Annotated in this window: 15 protein-coding genes and 1 pseudogene; 3 read left to right on the top strand and 13 right to left on the bottom strand. The window is 51.3% G+C overall.

Annotation, left to right across the window (positions count from 1 at the left end):
• Positions 1-20: 20 nt before the first annotated feature.
• A complete protein-coding gene (ribF, locus tag C5523_RS23290) occupies positions 21-959 on the bottom strand; it encodes a bifunctional riboflavin kinase/FAD synthetase (protein ID WP_039078298.1) in 939 nt (312 codons plus the stop codon).
• 25 nt (positions 960-984) lie between these two features.
• A pseudogene (locus C5523_RS28040) lies at positions 985-1184 on the bottom strand (DUF2575 domain-containing protein).
• A 102-nt stretch (positions 1185-1286) separates the two neighbouring features.
• Here C5523_RS28040 and rpsT point away from each other — a divergent pair.
• Positions 1287-1550 (top strand): 30S ribosomal protein S20, encoded by a 264-nt coding sequence (rpsT, locus tag C5523_RS23305; protein WP_039078297.1) that lies wholly within the window; start codon positions 1287-1289, stop codon positions 1548-1550.
• 58 nt (positions 1551-1608) lie between these two features.
• On the opposite strand, the gene C5523_RS23310 is transcribed toward rpsT, so the two are convergent.
• The 11 genes from C5523_RS23310 to dnaK all read right to left on the bottom strand — a co-directional run bounded on the left by C5523_RS23310 (position 1609) and on the right by dnaK (position 13858).
• On the bottom strand, positions 1609-2313 hold the full coding sequence (locus C5523_RS23310) for a helix-turn-helix transcriptional regulator (protein ID WP_108702060.1): 705 nt from the start codon (positions 2311-2313) through the stop codon (positions 1609-1611).
• Entirely contained in the window at positions 2297-2695 is a 399-nt protein-coding gene (locus C5523_RS23315) for an amino acid-binding protein (RefSeq protein WP_071193612.1), read from the bottom strand. The genes C5523_RS23310 and C5523_RS23315 overlap by 17 nt, the downstream gene beginning before the upstream one ends.
• 4 nt (positions 2696-2699) lie before the next feature.
• Positions 2700-3011: an antibiotic biosynthesis monooxygenase gene (locus tag C5523_RS23320; RefSeq protein ID WP_071193611.1), complete on the bottom strand. Its 312-nt coding sequence runs from the start codon at positions 3009-3011 to the stop codon at positions 2700-2702.
• An 87-nt stretch (positions 3012-3098) separates the two neighbouring features.
• Complete coding sequence (gene nhaR / locus C5523_RS23325) at positions 3099-3992, bottom strand: transcriptional activator NhaR (RefSeq protein WP_039078293.1); 894 nt, start codon at positions 3990-3992, stop codon at positions 3099-3101.
• A gap of 62 nt (positions 3993-4054) precedes the next feature.
• The gene (nhaA, locus tag C5523_RS23330; RefSeq protein WP_071193610.1) at positions 4055-5215 is read right to left on the bottom strand and encodes a Na+/H+ antiporter NhaA; all 1161 of its coding nucleotides are present in this window, start codon (positions 5213-5215) and stop codon (positions 4055-4057) included.
• A gap of 170 nt (positions 5216-5385) precedes the next feature.
• Positions 5386-6663 (bottom strand): cytoplasmic protein, encoded by a 1278-nt coding sequence (locus C5523_RS23335; protein WP_108702061.1) that lies wholly within the window; start codon positions 6661-6663, stop codon positions 5386-5388.
• Between the two features lie 21 nt (positions 6664-6684).
• Complete coding sequence (locus C5523_RS23340; protein ID WP_039078290.1) at positions 6685-7890, bottom strand: anaerobic sulfatase maturase; 1206 nt, start codon at positions 7888-7890, stop codon at positions 6685-6687.
• A 103-nt stretch (positions 7891-7993) separates the two neighbouring features.
• Positions 7994-9496, bottom strand: a complete 1503-nt coding sequence (locus C5523_RS23345; RefSeq protein ID WP_108702062.1) for a sulfatase — start codon at positions 9494-9496, stop codon at positions 7994-7996.
• Between the two features lie 18 nt (positions 9497-9514).
• Positions 9515-10279: an outer membrane protein OmpK gene (locus C5523_RS23350; RefSeq protein ID WP_039078288.1), complete on the bottom strand. Its 765-nt coding sequence runs from the start codon at positions 10277-10279 to the stop codon at positions 9515-9517.
• Between the two features lie 430 nt (positions 10280-10709).
• Positions 10710-11855 carry a molecular chaperone DnaJ gene (gene dnaJ / locus C5523_RS23355; protein WP_039078287.1) on the bottom strand — a complete coding sequence of 382 codons (1146 nt, stop codon included), beginning with the start codon at positions 11853-11855 and terminating at the stop codon, positions 10710-10712.
• A gap of 86 nt (positions 11856-11941) precedes the next feature.
• The gene (dnaK, locus tag C5523_RS23360) at positions 11942-13858 is read right to left on the bottom strand and encodes a molecular chaperone DnaK (RefSeq protein ID WP_039078286.1); all 1917 of its coding nucleotides are present in this window, start codon (positions 13856-13858) and stop codon (positions 11942-11944) included.
• 297 nt (positions 13859-14155) lie between these two features.
• On the opposite strand from dnaK, the gene satP reads away from it, so the two are divergent.
• Both satP and C5523_RS23370 read left to right on the top strand, forming a co-directional pair.
• Positions 14156-14728: an acetate uptake transporter gene (gene satP / locus C5523_RS23365; protein ID WP_039078285.1), complete on the top strand. Its 573-nt coding sequence runs from the start codon at positions 14156-14158 to the stop codon at positions 14726-14728.
• A 118-nt stretch (positions 14729-14846) separates the two neighbouring features.
• Positions 14847-16166, top strand: a complete 1320-nt coding sequence (locus C5523_RS23370; protein ID WP_108702063.1) for a chloride channel protein — start codon at positions 14847-14849, stop codon at positions 16164-16166.
• The last annotated feature ends 3 nt before the right edge of the window (positions 16167-16169 follow it).

Below are 16169 nucleotides of genomic sequence, written 5' to 3' on the forward strand. Positions count from 1 at the left end.
CGTATTTATCACACAGGCATTTAAGCCGGGTTTGATAGCCCAAAAAACTCGCGGGCGGTTAACTCATCACGCGCGATCTGCGCTTTAAGCTCATCCAGCGATGTAAATCGCTGCTCGTTGCGTATCTTTTTACGCAGTACTACATCTATATGGCGTCCATAGAGGTCCATTACAACATCCAGCAGATGGACTTCAAGCTGCTGGCGAACCCCGGCAACCGTCGGGCGCGTACCAATATTGGCCACGCCGGGTAGTAAAGTATCGCCTAAGCCAGCCACTTCTACCGCATAGACACCTTTGACCGGGGAAACCTGGCGGCGCAGCGGTATGTTCGCCGTCGGAAAACCGATAGTACGCCCCAGCTCGTCGCCGTGAACCACACGCCCGGAGATACTGAACGGACGGCCCAGCAGTTGTTCAGCGAGCTCAAGGTTGTCATCAGCCAACGCCTGGCGAACCGCCGTACTGCTCACGCGCGCGCCACCAGAGCAGAAGGTTTGCGTGCTGGTAACATCAAAGCCGTATTTCAGACCGGCTTTCTGTAATAACAAGAAATCCCCCTGGCGACCAGCGCCAAAGCGGAAGTCATCGCCCACGGCGAGGAATTTCACGCCAAGTTTGTCAACCAGCAGGTCGCTGACGAAGGTTTGCGCCGTCAACGCGGCAAAACGCCGGTCAAAACGTACGCACAGTACGTAATCGACGCCACATTCGGCCAGCAGGCGCAGTTTTTCCCGCAGTCGGGTCAGGCGCGCAGGCGCTTTATCGCTCGCGAAAAGTTCGAGAGGTTGCGGCTCGAATATCATCACCACCACGGGGAGAGCACGGGTACGACCTTCTTCGCTAAGCCCTTGTAAAAGTGCCTGATGGCCGCGATGCACGCCGTCGAAATTACCAATAGTCAGCACACACCCGTGCGGTGCCTGGCTGAGATTATGTATGCCGCGTATCAGCTTCATGTCTGGCTCAAAACAGTGAAAATCGTCAAAGTATACCTTGTACAACGTGCAACGTTAACCGACGATTGCCCGAACCCGCCAGAAAGGAGAAGGATTTCATCAGGCTGCCTTCTTACCGCATGAAAAACTGGGCCGGAAAGCGATTTTTATAGTGGAAAGGCTGTATTCGATGACCACAAGCTGGTAGAATCCTGCGCCATCAATACGTAACGTAGCGTCGCACATTAACGGCGCTTATTTGCACAAATCCATTGACAAAAGAAGGCTAAAAGGGCATATTCCTCGGCCTTTGAATTGTCCATATAGATCATATTTGGGAGTTGGACCTTGGCTAATATCAAATCAGCTAAGAAGCGCGCCGTTCAGTCTGAAAAGGCTCGCAAACACAACGCAAGCCGTCGCTCTATGATGCGTACTTTCATCAAGAAAGTGTACGCTGCGATCGAAGCTGGCGACAAAGCTGCTGCACAGAAAGCATTTGACGAAATGCAACCGATCGTGGATCGCCAGGCCGCTAAAGGTCTGATCCACAAAAACAAAGCTGCGCGTCATAAAGCAAACCTGACTGCACAGATCAGCAAACTGGCTTAATCGCCCGCTTGTTGTACTTTGTGAAAGAACCCGCGTAAAGCGGGTTTTTTTATGCCTGTTACCCGACGTCGATGCCGAGTAATGTCTGTAACCCCTGCCGACCTTTCGCAGTCAGTGCGACTTCACGAAACCCTGGCGTCCGGCGGATCCACCCCTTCGTTTCAAAATAAATAAGCAACACCGCTCCTGCATGCCCGCCCAGATGAAAGCGCCGCTCGCTCCAGTCAAGACAGGCACAGCTACGTTTACGCGTTGATTTATTTTCCAGCGGTAAACCCATCCGGATAAAAAATGCCAGCCCTGCTTCGGTAAGCGACGCACCATCCGCGGTCAGGTAATCTTTCGCCACCAGCGCGTCATAAATGTTTACCGCCAGCTCACCGGCCAGATGATCGTAACAGGTGCGCACATGCCGCAGCGCCACGGGCGTGCGTGTGGTTAAAGGTTTATCCTGCCGCCAGGAAATGCCCATCATCATTTCAATCAACCGGGCAACCTCCTGGCCTGCCAGACGGTAGTAACGATGACGACCCTGCGACAGGAAACAGACCAGTTGGCTGTCAACCAGCTTACTCAAATGTGCGCTGGCGGTGGAGGCCGCAACGCCTGCCGCCACACTCAATTCCGTTGCCGTCCATGCCCGCCCATCCATCAGCGCACACAGCATTTTCACGCGTGATGGATCGGCCATCGCTGCGGCAACTGCCGCGACCGAAAGCTCAAGTGCGTCGTCATCAGAAAGATGTTCAGGATGAAGTTGCATAAACCGCCCAGGGTTCTGTTGCCTCGCTGGCAACGAGATCATTATCCGTCACCAGTATGAGCTGATTTGCGTGATCGCTATACTGCACGAGAATATTTACGCCATGGGATGCAAGCGTTGCCGTTATCTCGCCCAGCTCGCCGGGCCGCTCCTGTTTGAGCTTACGGATCACAGGCCTGCGCAGCTCGCGGACATCAAAACCGTGTTGCTCCAGTACCGCTTTCGCCCGTATGCCCTCTTCCACCAGAAAGTGGGCATGCCCTTCATTATTGTGGGTAAAGACACCACCACCCTCAAGGCCGATACCGTTACTGCCCAGCGTTTTGCCCAGTTTCGCCAGCTCACCCGGCAGGTTTTTGAGTACTACATAAATATCGTACATCACCTTACCTCCGGTTTTCCGATGAATATTCCCGTTCCAGACGGGCAATACGGATGCGATAAAACGAAAAAATTGCCTCGCGCCCCTCCGTCTGCGCCTCACGGTGAAAATGATTATTTTTCCATGTCTGAATGGCTTCCTCATCACGCCACCAGGATAACGAAAGTATCTTCCCCGGTGTGGTCAGGCTTTGAAAACGTTCAATCGCGATAAAGCCATCGATATCGGCAAGCAGCGGTTTCAGTTCCGCAGCCAGCTCAAGGTAGCGCTCTTGCTTTGCCGCAACCGCGTCGGCTTCGAAAAGTACAGCAATCATGATTTATCTCCTGTATGGGTAGGAGAGATAAATCTACCGTGCTGAAAAAGTCATGCTTCGGTGGTTAACGAAATATGGCGCGTATCATCAGAGGTCATGAAATAGCCGGGAGTAATCACGGTTACAAATACGCTGTACGGCGGGGTGCTGAATCATTCGTTCGGCAAAAATGGCGTGGTACTCTTCCATCACGTTATCCACTCGGCCAATTTCGACGATATTCTCATCGGCAAAATAGTCTTTTGCATAGAGCGTCGGAGCCACAAAAATGGCATTGTGCGCCGCGCCAAACGATTTCATCAACGCCGCATCATCAAACTCACCCAGCACTTCAACATTCAGCCCCTGCGAATTAAACCAGTTGAGTAACTTACGCCCAAGCATCGACCGGCGGCCTGGAATCAGCAAACGGCGTTCTTCAAGGCAGGCAGGAAAGGGCTTTTTAAGTGCCGGTTTCTGGCACCAGAAGCTGACGCTGCATTCGCCAATCTTCACCGAAAAGAGCCCTTCCTGATGGGTAGAATCAATCGGGCAATCTGAAATAATCATATCGAGTTTATGCTGGCTCAACTGTTCGAGCAGCATTTCATGGGTGGATTCAAAACAGCGTAAATGGATAGGCTCGCCTTCCTGAACCGCAGCCTCAAGAATACCGCTCACAAGTTGTTTTGACAGCGCATCCGCTACCCCGACGTCAAACAACAAATGTGACTCTTTGCGATAATTAACGATATCCAGCATTTCCTGGCTTAGCGTAAACATCTTATCGGCGTAACGAAAAACCAGCTCACCAAGTTCCGTTGGTTCCAGCCCCCTTCCCCGGCGCTTAAAGAGCTTGCCCTGCAGGCGCTCTTCCAGCGCTTTTATTTGCCCGGTGATGGTTTGTGGCGTGAGATATAACGCTTCCGCAGCACCGACAACGGACCCCGCGCGGTATACCTGCCAGAAGTAGTAGAGATGGTTGTAATTGATGTTCGACATCGTGTCTTCGCTCCCTGAGTGACGTTTTCGGGAAGGCTATCGTTCGCCTTCCCCTTCAGGAATTAGCGGACTATACGCGAACGCAACAGACAGTATCCCACCACCGCCGCCAGGATTGAACCTGTAAGAATACCTAATTTCGCCCAGGCAACCATATGTGTATCGACGTCACCAAACGCGAGGGTAGCGATGAAAATCGACATGGTAAAACCAATACCGCACAGCACGCCGACCGCCATTATTTGTTTAAACGCAGCCCCCTGCGGCAGTTTTGCCAGTTTGAGGCGAAGCGCCAGCCAACAAAAAATGGTTATGCCGACGGGTTTACCGATAAACAGACCGGCAATCACCCCCATTGGCAACAGCGACGTCAGCCCGGCAAAGGTGACCCCTTCAAGCGATACGCCCGCATTAGCAAAGGCAAACAGGGGCAAAATCAGCCAGCCAACCCAGGGGTGGATCGCATCAATCACCTGACGGGCCGGAGAGACGCCATTCTCCTCTTTCAGAGGAATGAAGAAGCCCAGTACGACCCCGGCCAACGTGGCATGAATGCCCGATTTCAACACCGCCGTCCACAACACTATGCCCACCAGCATATAGATGCCGATCCGGCGAACATTAAGGGCATTCAGTACCGCCAGCGCCACGATGGCCGCCGCCGCAACGCCCAGCGATACCAGCGAGAGATCGCTGGTGTAAAACAGCGCGATAATAATGATCGCACCCAGATCATCGATAATCGCCAGCGCCATCAGGAAGATTTTCAGCGCCGGGGGAATGCGATCGCCGAGCAGTGCCAGAACGCCAAGGGCAAAGGCGATATCCGTCGCCGCAGGAATCGCCCAGCCGTGACGCGCCAGCGGATCGTGCATGTTAAACGCCAGAAATATCAGCGCTGGTGCCACCATACCGCCCAGGGCGGCAATCACCGGAAAAATAGCCTGTTGACGGCTGGCAAGCGAACCTTGCATCAGCTCATATTTCACTTCAAGGCCGACCATCAGGAAAAAGACCGCCATAAGCGCATCATTTATCCATAACAGCATATTTTTATTGATTTCCAGCGCTGCAAACTTGAACGCAACCGGTGTATCAAGGAAAGCTTGATAACCTGCTTTGGTCACATCCAGATTGGCGCAAAACATCGCCAGTACGGCAGCAATGATGAGGACAATCCCGCCTGAGATATCACTGCTAAAAAAACGTTGTAGAAATTTCATGGTCTTCTCTCGATTTACGACTCCCTGGGGCGCTTATATTACCCCGCCAGAATCATCGATAAAATCAGATAAATTTTGGGGATAAACTCGGTTTTACCGAGTTTATATGATAATGCGGTTATCAATGAGATGTTCAGGCTTTGCATACCTCGCCTGAATAGGGGGATATTCTAGTGGCAGAGAGAAGGCTCGAGCGGCAGTACCGTGCGGGTCTGGTTGTATTCATACTTCATAAAATCAAGGACCATTGTCAGATTTGCCGGGGAAAGGCGCGTCATCTGAGCGTAAAAAGGATGCGACTCGACATAATGAATAAATCGCGTCGCGGGTAACAGCGTCGCACGACACAATTCTCCAGGTTTTTTACTGCCGGTCAAATTGGAGACGGCCATCGCGTAGTCAGGCGTGGAAAAATAGCGCCAGACATTGTTACGAATACCTCCCGCCAGAAAATATCGCGGTGGCCGCGCCTGCTGCTGCGCGACAAGCCCACGCTCAGCGACAAACGATATATGGCATCGTCCACGCACCACGTCATTGTGATTGGCTATCAGGCATCCACCATAAATAAAGCATTCGTGTTCAAGAAAATGCTGAACATTGATAGACCTGTCATCCGTCAATTTTTTCACCAACTCAAAATGACGATAAGCAGGCAAAACGGGCTTCACTATCATCCCTGCATCGTTTTTACGCAATGCGGCCATGCCGTAATCAATATCGAATAACGTCGCCCGTTGCGCAGTCAGCTTCTCTTTTCGTTGAACGATGTGGGCAAACGTTCCGCTCAATGAGCGCTCGGTAAAACTGTGAGTGTACTGATATTCTTTTTCTACGCAGACTGGCGAGTAATTGGTGGAGACGGCAACAACGTTGCCGCTATCCGCCTCGGCGGTCACCAGAATATAGAGCAAATTGCCCGAACCCAGATAAGGCAGAACAAAAGCGCGCGTACACAAAGCAATGTCATATGCCTGGAAAAGACATTGTGATTGAAGGCTATTAACCTGTCGCGCCAGTCGGGAAAATTGTCGGCTCAGGGCGGTACTGTCCAGACGCAGCTCTCTGCGAAGATCTATCAAAGTAGCGCCTGCCGCAATGCCTTTACCCAACTCGCTTAAATTCTCTTTTTCCAGACTCACCGGCGTAAAAAGGAAGGTTCTGCTGCAATGACGGCAGAGGAGTCGGCTTTTACCTTGCGAAGAATAACCGTGTCGTTTAAAAGCCGTCCCGCCACAAAAAGGGCACTGTTTTATTAATCCCTTCCACTCTTTATTGACAGCCGTACGAAAAACATTCAAAGCGTGTCTGGAAATCCGCGGAAAGGTAAAACCACATTCGCGGCAAAGAATATCTTTCCCCTGCGGTTGGTAATCGGGGCTATTCAGGATACCCAGATTTTTGCAGCCAAAAGTTTTGCAGCAATCGACATCATGATGACCAAACATTGCGTTTCCTCCCTGAAATGCTCAGTTTGCCGATAAAACATACCTTATATCTGCCGGCGAGTATCCATTTTCAAACAGGGTTTTCATCGCTTGCATTAACGCGGAGGTATGAGAAAAGAAGTGCTGATAGCCCTGGCAAAGATAATTTTGCGGGAATGATCCCTCTGCCTGAGGCAAAAAACGATGTTTCGGGCAACCGCCATTGCAGGCAAACAGCCATGGGCAGGAGTGACACTCACGAGAAAGGTATTTGTTTTTCGCTTCGCCAAACGTGTGGTTTTGCCGGCTGTTGTTCATCTCTCTGATGGTGGTGTTATTGATATTGCCAAGTTTGTACTGCGGATAGACATAATGATCGCAGTTATACACATCGCCGTTCATTTCCATAGCAAAAGCACTGCCGCATGTCGGGGCAAACACGCAAACCTGAGGCGGCAATCGACACCACGCCGCAAGAGTTTGATCAAAGAGTTGCACAGAAATGTCGCCGATATCCTCCCGGATCCACACATCAAAAATCGTCGAAAGAAATTCGCCAAACGCCAGAGAGCCCACTGACCAGGGCATCATCTCCGCTTGCGGTTCCTGCGGATGGGCCAGTGATGCAGTGTCAGGCGTTTTGCTTCTTCGCTCCACCAACGGGATAAACTGCATGTACTGACTACCCAGCGATTTCAGATAGCGGTAAACCCGAAGCGGGTGGGCCGCGTTTGCCGCGTTAACCACTGTGAGGGTATTAAATGCAACCTCATGGCGGGCAAGAAGATGGAGCGCGCGCTCTACTTTTTCATGCGTTGGTTTTCCCGCTCGCGTCACCCGCCATGCATCATGCAACGCCGCATCACCATCAATTGAGATGCCAACCAGAAAGGCGTTCTCACGGAAAAACTCAGCCCAGCGATCGTCGATGAGTATTCCATTGGTCTGAAAGGTGTTCACAATCTGTTTGCCATTGGCATAACGTTTTTGTAGCGCGATAGCCTGCTGATAAAACGCTATCCCCATCAGTGTGGGTTCGCCTCCCTGCCAGGCGAAAATCACCTCGTCAACATCCTGCGCAGCGATATGCTGGGCAATGAAGCGCTCAAGGGTGCTTTCGCTCATGCGGAAATTTTTATTTCTCTCAGGGTAAAGCTTCTCTTTTTCGAGATAAAAACAGTACTGGCAATCAAGGTTGCATACCGAACCGGTGGGTTTGACCATGACCTGGCAGCTTTTTCTTAACATGATGTTCGTCCCTGAAATAAAAATAACCCGATCCCTCTATATGAAAGATCGGGCGGGCAGTGCCCTAAGTGGCATAATTACTTCTTCTTATTATTAAATGCGTTTAACCCCAGGTAACTGGCGTAGGTTTTTCACCGCGCGCTTTCATCAGTGAATCGTTATCAATATCCTGCTTATATTTCAGGAATTCCTCATACAGACGCTTTTCAACCTCTGGATTTTTGCCGATCTGGTTCATGGTTTCAGCCCGATCCTGTTTGAGGTTGTAGAGATATTTTGCCTTCCCTTCGCGGTCGATGATCATTTTCCAGTCTCCGTCGCGAAGCGCCCACAGGTCGGTCGGATCGTCCTGGAAAGGCATATCAATACCAAAAATCAGCGGTTTCTCGCGTTTCAGTTCAGCCTTCTCGAAGACAGGCGTCAGAGACTGACCGTCAATAGTGCGATCTTTTGGCAGATCAAATTTCATCATCTGTGCGAGTGTCGGCATCCAGTCCAACCCGGAAGCCGGCGTGTCGGTTACCATCCCCTGCGGCAGATGCTTGCCATATTTAATGATCGCCGGAACACGTATGCCCCCTTCCCAGAGATTATCTTTACGTCCGCGCAGGCCGTCGGTCTCACCGGCCATGTTCAGTTCGTAGACTTTACGAACTTCACGCGTTACCGGTCCGTTATCACTGGTAAAGATAATGATGGTATTGTCTTCTTCACCCATCGCCTTAATTTTTTCTACGACTTTACCTACCTGCTCATCCATATAGCTGATATTGGCATAGTACTCACCCGGTCCACGCCAGGGTTTATCCGCCCAATCGCCGTAATACATATCCGGGTGTTTCTTCTGAAATTCGCTCATATATTGCGAATATATATCGAGGTATTTCTTCGGCGACGCGACAGGGGTGTGTACTTCGGTGAAGGCAACGTACAGGAAGAACGGTTTGTCCTCTTTCTTCTTCTCGCGCTCGTCCAGCCAGTTCACCACTTCGGTACTGACCAGCTCACCGCTCAGTAATTTCGCTTCGCCGATGGGCTTACCGTTGCGAATAAAGGCATCCGGATAAACGGCGCCGTAGCGAGGGCGCTCTTTTGCATTTGCCAGTCGTTCGTTAGTGATAAATCCACCGGCGTGAACCAATGAGTAATCAAACCCAACATCTTTAGCCTGCGGCTGGTCTGTGCGATCCGCCCCGGCGTTAAGGTGTAATTTGCCCATTAACGCCGTATCGTAGCCTTGCTCACGTAATAAATTCGCGATGGTGACTTCGTTACGACCAATCGACACATCTTTGCCTGCCGGTATCCAGGAACGAATACCGGTGCGGAAAGGCATACGCCCTGTGAGTAAGCCCGCACGTGAAGGCGAACAGAGCGGCGCGGGGGCGTAGTAATCGGTAAATTTGACGCCCTCCTGTGCTAATTTATCGATGTTTGGCGTTTTGACAATTTGATGACCATAAGTCCCCAGATCACCGTAGCCTAAATCATCCGTTAAAATTATCACCAAATTAGGGCGTTTCGCCTCTGCGGCATGAACGGGAGAGATTGTGCTTCCTGCATATAACGCCAGACCAATCATACTGGCAACAAATGTTTTCTTCATTTCAGATCCTCTGAAAAATTAAAACTCATAGCCCAACATATAAATCATTTGATCGCCGAATCCATCATAACCAAGTTTATTATCAAAATAACGCCAGGTGACAGATGCTTTCCAGCGGGGATAAAATTTCCATGCTAATGTTAAACCACCATTAATTCCGGTATGCCCATGCTGTTGTTCGGCGTATGCATCATTTCTGTCGAGCTCAATTTCATTCCAGTTCGACAATACAAACTTCTCATTAAAAGCATTGAAGAAGTATGCTGCGGTCCAGCCAATAACGTAACCGTTCCAGCCACTGGTTTGCCCATATTTTTTTGAGTAATAATCCCCGGACTGGTTATGCAATCCAATATAGGGTTTAAAAAAACCCGATTTCCCTTGCCAGCCCAGATAGCCAAGCCCATAGAACATATCTAAATCATCGCTCCATGAGTTGTCCCACTGACCATATAGTTTTCCGAAGAAGGAGTAGTCAGAATCGAAGAGACGGACATGGGCCATCGCCGATACGGTATGGTTTCGTCCCTCAACGGAGTGATTTAAGACATTACTTTCAAAAAATGAATAAATTTCTGCTTCGCGGAAATTAACGCCAAAATCGGCAGTTGCTTTCCATACTTCACCACGATGAACATTTTCAAAACCGCTATTCCAGTCAGCATAACCGGCATTTATAGAACCAAAAGCCCCTTTATACTCCAGAGACCATGCAGGGAGACTGCATAATGCGGTCGTCGATATCAGGGCACACGCCAGCAACTTTCCCTTTTTTTGGGGCATATAATGCATTCCTCATTATTATAGTTAACGTGAATACTTCAATAATAAAAACGATCTCAGGCAAGAATGAAAACGAGGCCAGTTTATTAAAAAGAACAAATTGGTTTGTGATAGAGATATCACATTGATGGATTAGCTAAGCCGTTAAAATGCAGGTGTCAGAAAATGTTGTTTTTCGTATCGTTAACCTATGAAAATAAGAAATTGCACTAAAATTTGTTTTTTACGACCAGCAGGAAGGTAATTCAATTTAGTAGAAGGAATAATTCGGGGGTTTACGTTAATAACATAACACGCCGTTCGATGTAATTTTTTTCACACCACGGCGGCAAGGAGAGATTCATAAAACAAGATAAGTGATAAGCCGTTTATGGCTGCGGATGCAATAAAAAAGGGTTGCGTTAAGCAACCCTCTAAAAATTATAACTGATTAACGCGTCAGGTCATCAAAGAACTTTTTGACACCGTCGAAGAAGCTTTTGGAGCGCGGGCTGTTGTGTTCACCTGTCGGTCCACCAAAGCTTTCCTGCAAATCCTTAAGCAGTTGTTTCTGCTTATCGTTCAGGCCAACCGGCGTTTCAACCACCACACGACACAGCAGATCGCCCTGCGCGCCGCCGCGTACCGATTTCACACCTTTACCTCGCATGCGGAACAGCTTGCCGGTCTGAGTTTCGCCAGGGATCTTCAGATTGACGCGACCATCCAGCGTCGGAACCTCGATTTCTCCCCCCAACGCCGCCATAGCAAAGTTAATGGGGACTTCGCAGTACAGGTTGTTACCTTCACGCTCAAAGATAGCGTGCTGTTTCACCTGCACCTGAACGTACAGATCGCCTGCCGGTGCGCCGTGCTCGCCCGCTTCACCCTCACCCGCCAGGCGGATGCGATCGCCCGTATCAACGCCTGCCGGAATTTTAACGGACAGGGTTTTGGTTTTTTCTACGCGACCATGACCGTGACATTTGTTGCACGGATCTTTAATCAGCGTACCGCGCCCCTGACAGTGCGGACAGGTTTGCTGAACGGCGAAGAACCCCTGGCGCATCTGCACCTGGCCGGAACCATGACAGGTCGGACAGGTCTGCGGCTGGGTACCGGCTTTCGCGCCGCTGCCGTGGCAAACGTCACACTCTTCCAGCGTCGGGATACGGATCTCTTTACTGACGCCGCGAACGGCTTCTTCCAGCGTCAATTCCATGTTGTAACGTAAATCGGCGCCACGCGCCGCACGCTGGCGACCACGGCCACCGCCAAAAATATCGCCGAAGACATCGCCAAAGATATCGCTAAAGTCAGCGCCGCCGCCAAAGCCGCCGCCGCCGAATCCACCGCCGCCCATGCCGCCTTGTTCAAACGCCGCATGGCCATACTGGTCATACGCAGCACGCTTTTGCGCGTCGGTCAGAACTTCGTACGCTTCTTTGATCTCTTTAAATTTGGCTTCGGCCTCTTTATCACCCTGGTTACGGTCCGGGTGATATTTCATGGCCAGGCGCTTGTACGCCTTCTTGATTTCGCGCTCTTCCGCTGTTTTGGAAACGCCCAAAATCTCGTAGTAGTCTTGTTTCGCCATCTTTTTTTATCTACCCCTAACATGCGAGCACGGGCGTGGAGAAATCTCCTACGCCCGTGCCGATTAATTACCCTGCATCAGGGCGATTATTTTTTATCTTTTACTTCTTCGAACTCAGCGTCGACAACATCGTCGTCTTTCGCGTTGTTCGCAGAAGCGTCAGCGCCACCAGCCTGCTGCTGTGCGTGCTGCTGCTGTGCGATTTCCAACAGTTTCTGAGAAGCCTGAGCCAGAGCCTGCATTTTCGCTTCGATGTCCGCTTTGTCTTCGCCTTTGAGAGACGTTTCCAGCGCGGTCAGCGCAGCTTCGATAGCGGTTTTATCTTCTGCTGGCAGTTTGTCGCCAGCTTCTTCAACCTGCTTACGGGTGCTGTGCAGCAGGTGGTCACCCTGGTTACGGGTCTGAACCAGCTCTTCGAACTTACGGTCAGATTCAGCGTTCGCTTCTGCTTCGCGAACCATTTTCTGAATTTCTTCCTCGTTCAGGCCAGAAGATGCCTTGATGGTGATCTTCTGCTCTTTACCGCTGTTTTTGTCTTTCGCAGATACGTGCAGAATACCGTCAGCATCAATATCGAAAGTCACTTCGATCTGCGGCATGCCGCGCGGTGCCGGGTTGATACCATCCAGGTTGAACTGACCCAGAGATTTGTTATCAGACGCACGTTTACGTTCACCCTGCAGCACATGGATGGTTACCGCAGACTGATTGTCTTCCGCAGTAGAGAACACCTGGCTGTGCTTAGTCGGGATAGTGGTGTTCTTGTTGATCAGCGCAGTCATCACGCCGCCCATGGTTTCGATACCCAGCGACAGCGGGGTAACGTCGAGCAGCAGCACGTCTTTCACATCACCGGTCAACACACCACCCTGGACCGCAGCACCGATAGCAACAGCTTCGTCCGGGTTAACGTCTTTACGCGGCTCTTTACCAAAGAACTCAGCGACTTTCTTCTGCACCATCGGCATACGGGTCTGACCGCCGACCAGGATAACGTCCTGCACGTCGGATACAGACAGGCCAGCGTCCTGCAGCGCAACTTTCAGCGGCTCGATGGAACGGTTCACCAGGTCTTCGACCAGGCTTTCCAGTTTCGCGCGAGTCACTTTGATGTTCATGTGTTTCGGACCAGTAGCGTCTGCAGTAATGTACGGCAGGTTCACGTCGGTCTGCTGAGCGGAAGAAAGCTCAATTTTCGCTTTTTCTGCTGCTTCTTTCAGACGCTGCATCGCCAGCGGGTCGTTACGCAGGTCAATGCCCTGATCTTTCTTGAATTCTTCAACCAGGTAGTTGATCAGACGGCTGTCGAAGTCTTCACCACCCAGGTGGGTATCACCGTTGGTTGCCAGAACTTCGAAGGTTTTTTCGCCATCAACTTCGTCGATTTCGATAATAGAGATATCGAAGGTACCGCCACCGAGGTCGTAGACTGCGATAGTACGGTTGCCCACTTCTTTATCCAGCCCGTAAGCCAGTGCAGCGGCAGTCGGTTCGTTGATAATACGTTTGACTTCCAGACCCGCGATACGGCCAGCATCTTTGGTTGCCTGACGCTGCGCATCGTTGAAGTATGCCGGTACGGTGATAACCGCTTCAGTTACCGGCTCACCCAGGTAATCTTCAGCCGTTTTCTTCATTTTTTTCAGCACTTCGGCAGAGATCTGCGGCGGTGCTGTTTTGGTGCCTTTCACATCAAGCCATGCGTCACCGTTGTCAGCAGCGATGATTTTGTACGGCATGATAGAAACGTCGCGCTGAACTTCTTCGTCCTGGAAGCGGCGGCCAATCAGGCGTTTAATCGCAAACAGGGTGTTTTGCGGGTTTGTCACTGCCTGACGTTTAGCCGGCTGACCAACCAGAGTTTCACCATCCTGGGTATAAGCAATGATAGAAGGCGTGGTGCGGTCGCCCTCGGCATTCTCCAGCACACGCGCGGTAGTGCCATCCATAATCGCTACACAAGAGTTGGTAGTACCCAGGTCGATACCAATAATTTTACCCATCTAAACGTCTCCACTAAAAATTCGGTCAACATGTGGTTGTGAACCTGTAATAAGGGCGAATCGTGCGGTTTCAACTACCCTCGTTCGTTTTTTTTCAGGTCCACACATTGCGGTTGACTACAAGATGGGGTCGCAACGAAGCTCATCAAGGGGTAAGGAATAAAAAAATTTTTAATTTCCACCTGTTCAGAACATAGACACAGCCAGTGACGCTATTTATGATGCCGCGCCCCGCCTCCTCTATATAGACGCGGGGAATACATTTCATCCTTCAATGTTGATTTATTTTGAGGAATTATGGGCAACATCAAGTTGGCTAATCCGGCTCCGCTGGGCCTTATGGGCTTCGGCATGACCACTATTCTGCTTAACCTGCACAATATTGGCATGTTCCCGCTGGATGGTATTATCCTGGCTATGGGTATTTTCTACGGTGGTATCGCGCAGATTTTTGCGGGGCTGCTGGAATATAAAAAAGGCAACACCTTCGGTTTAACCGCATTTACCTCTTACGGTTCTTTCTGGCTCACCCTGGTTGCGATTCTTCTGCTGCCTAAAATGGGTCTGGCAGATGCAGCGAATGGCCATTTCCTGGGTGTCTATCTGGGTATCTGGGGTGTGTTCACCCTGTTTATGTTCTTCGGCACGCTGAAAGGCGCACGTATGCTGCAGTTCGTCTTCCTGAGCCTGACCGTGCTGTTCGCTCTGCTGGCAGTAGGTCACCTGGCAGACAACGAAGGTATCGTTCATGTAGCCGGCTGGATTGGTCTGGTATGTGGCGCAAGCGCTATCTACCTGGCGATGGGTGAAGTCCTCAACGAGCAATATGGCCGTACCGTTCTGCCAATTGGCGAACAAGGGCAGCACTAATCCCTTCTTCGTGCCTGCACCGCGGGCACGAATTCCCCCGTTTTTGCCTTCCTGTTGATTACGCATTCATCCACTTTATGGGATGATGACGGCACTTCTTCGCAGACAGAATCTGACAATGACTACGCTTTTCCAGGGCCGTGCTTACTGGTTACAACGCTGGGTTGCGCTTCTTCTCACCGGGGTCATGGCCGGGCTTAGCGGTATGTTGCTTGCCATGTTGCTACATGAAATTCAGCACCTCGCGTATGGCTATAGCCAGAATGTATTGATAAGTCCACAGACCTTTCTGGAGGGCGTGAGCGACGCCAGTGCACAGCGGCGCTTTATCGTGTTGGTCGCCGCAGGCATCGTTGCCGGGGGAGGATGGTGGCTGCTTGCCCGTTATGGCAAAAAGCGTGTCAGCATCAGTACGGCGGTAAGCAATCCGGACAAACCGATGCCGCCACTCACCACACTTGTTCATATTCTGCTGCAAATCATCACCGTAGCGATGGGCTCACCGCTCGGGCGCGAAGTCGCTCCACGTGAAGCGGGCGCCCTGTTTGCCGGCGGCGCTGCGCGGAGATTGCACCTTCCCCCTGCCGATATCCAACTGATGACCGCCTGCGGTGCGGGTGCAGGGCTGGCTGCGGTGTATAACGTGCCGCTGGCGGGTGCTATCTTTACGCTTGAAGTTTTGTTGGTGAGTTTTAGCTGGGATGCGGCTATCGCAGCGCTGGTCACGTCGGCGCTGGCGGCCTGGGTCGCCACGCTGGGGCTGGGAGACGAACATCAGTATCACTTCACTACGGAGTTCGCTGCCCCATCATTGATTTTCTGGAGCGTGCTTTGTGGCCCATTGCTGGGCGTGGGCGCTTTTCTTTTTCGCCGCCTCACCCAATATGCGAGCAGCAAAGTTCGGGATAACTGGCAAATGCCTGCTGTCAGTCTGATTGCCTTTACGTTGCTGGGTATTTTTTCCGTCTGGTTCCCACAGCTTCCGGGCAACGGTAAAGGTGCTGCGCAACTGGCGCTGAGTGGCGAAATGACGGCCTGGCTCGCGGTGGTTTTACTGGTACTCAAAGTGGTTGTTATCTGCGCCGTACTACGTGCAGGGGCGGCAGGCGGATTGTTGACACCGGGCCTTGCCGTCGGCGGCCTGCTGGGGTCATTACTGTTTATGCTTGTCGGGCCGCTTTTCCCCGGTAGCGATATGGAAAGTTTCGCCCTGTTGGGGGCTGCCGGGTTCCTGGCCGCCTCAGCGAATATGCCCGTCACCACACTCGCCTTAGTGATGGAGTCCACGCGAATGGACCACAGTTTCCTGGTGCCTGCCGCACTCTCAATCGCCGGGGCATATGCCACCTCGCGCGCGCTGGGAACCTGGCAGAATGCGCGTTTTTCGACCGAAACCATAACCGAAGCTAAACGAGATGGTAATAAAAATCCCATTTAATTG

This window comes from Phytobacter sp. SCO41, from assembly GCF_003073275.1.
Taxonomy (GTDB): Bacteria; Pseudomonadota; Gammaproteobacteria; order Enterobacterales; family Enterobacteriaceae; genus Phytobacter; species Phytobacter diazotrophicus.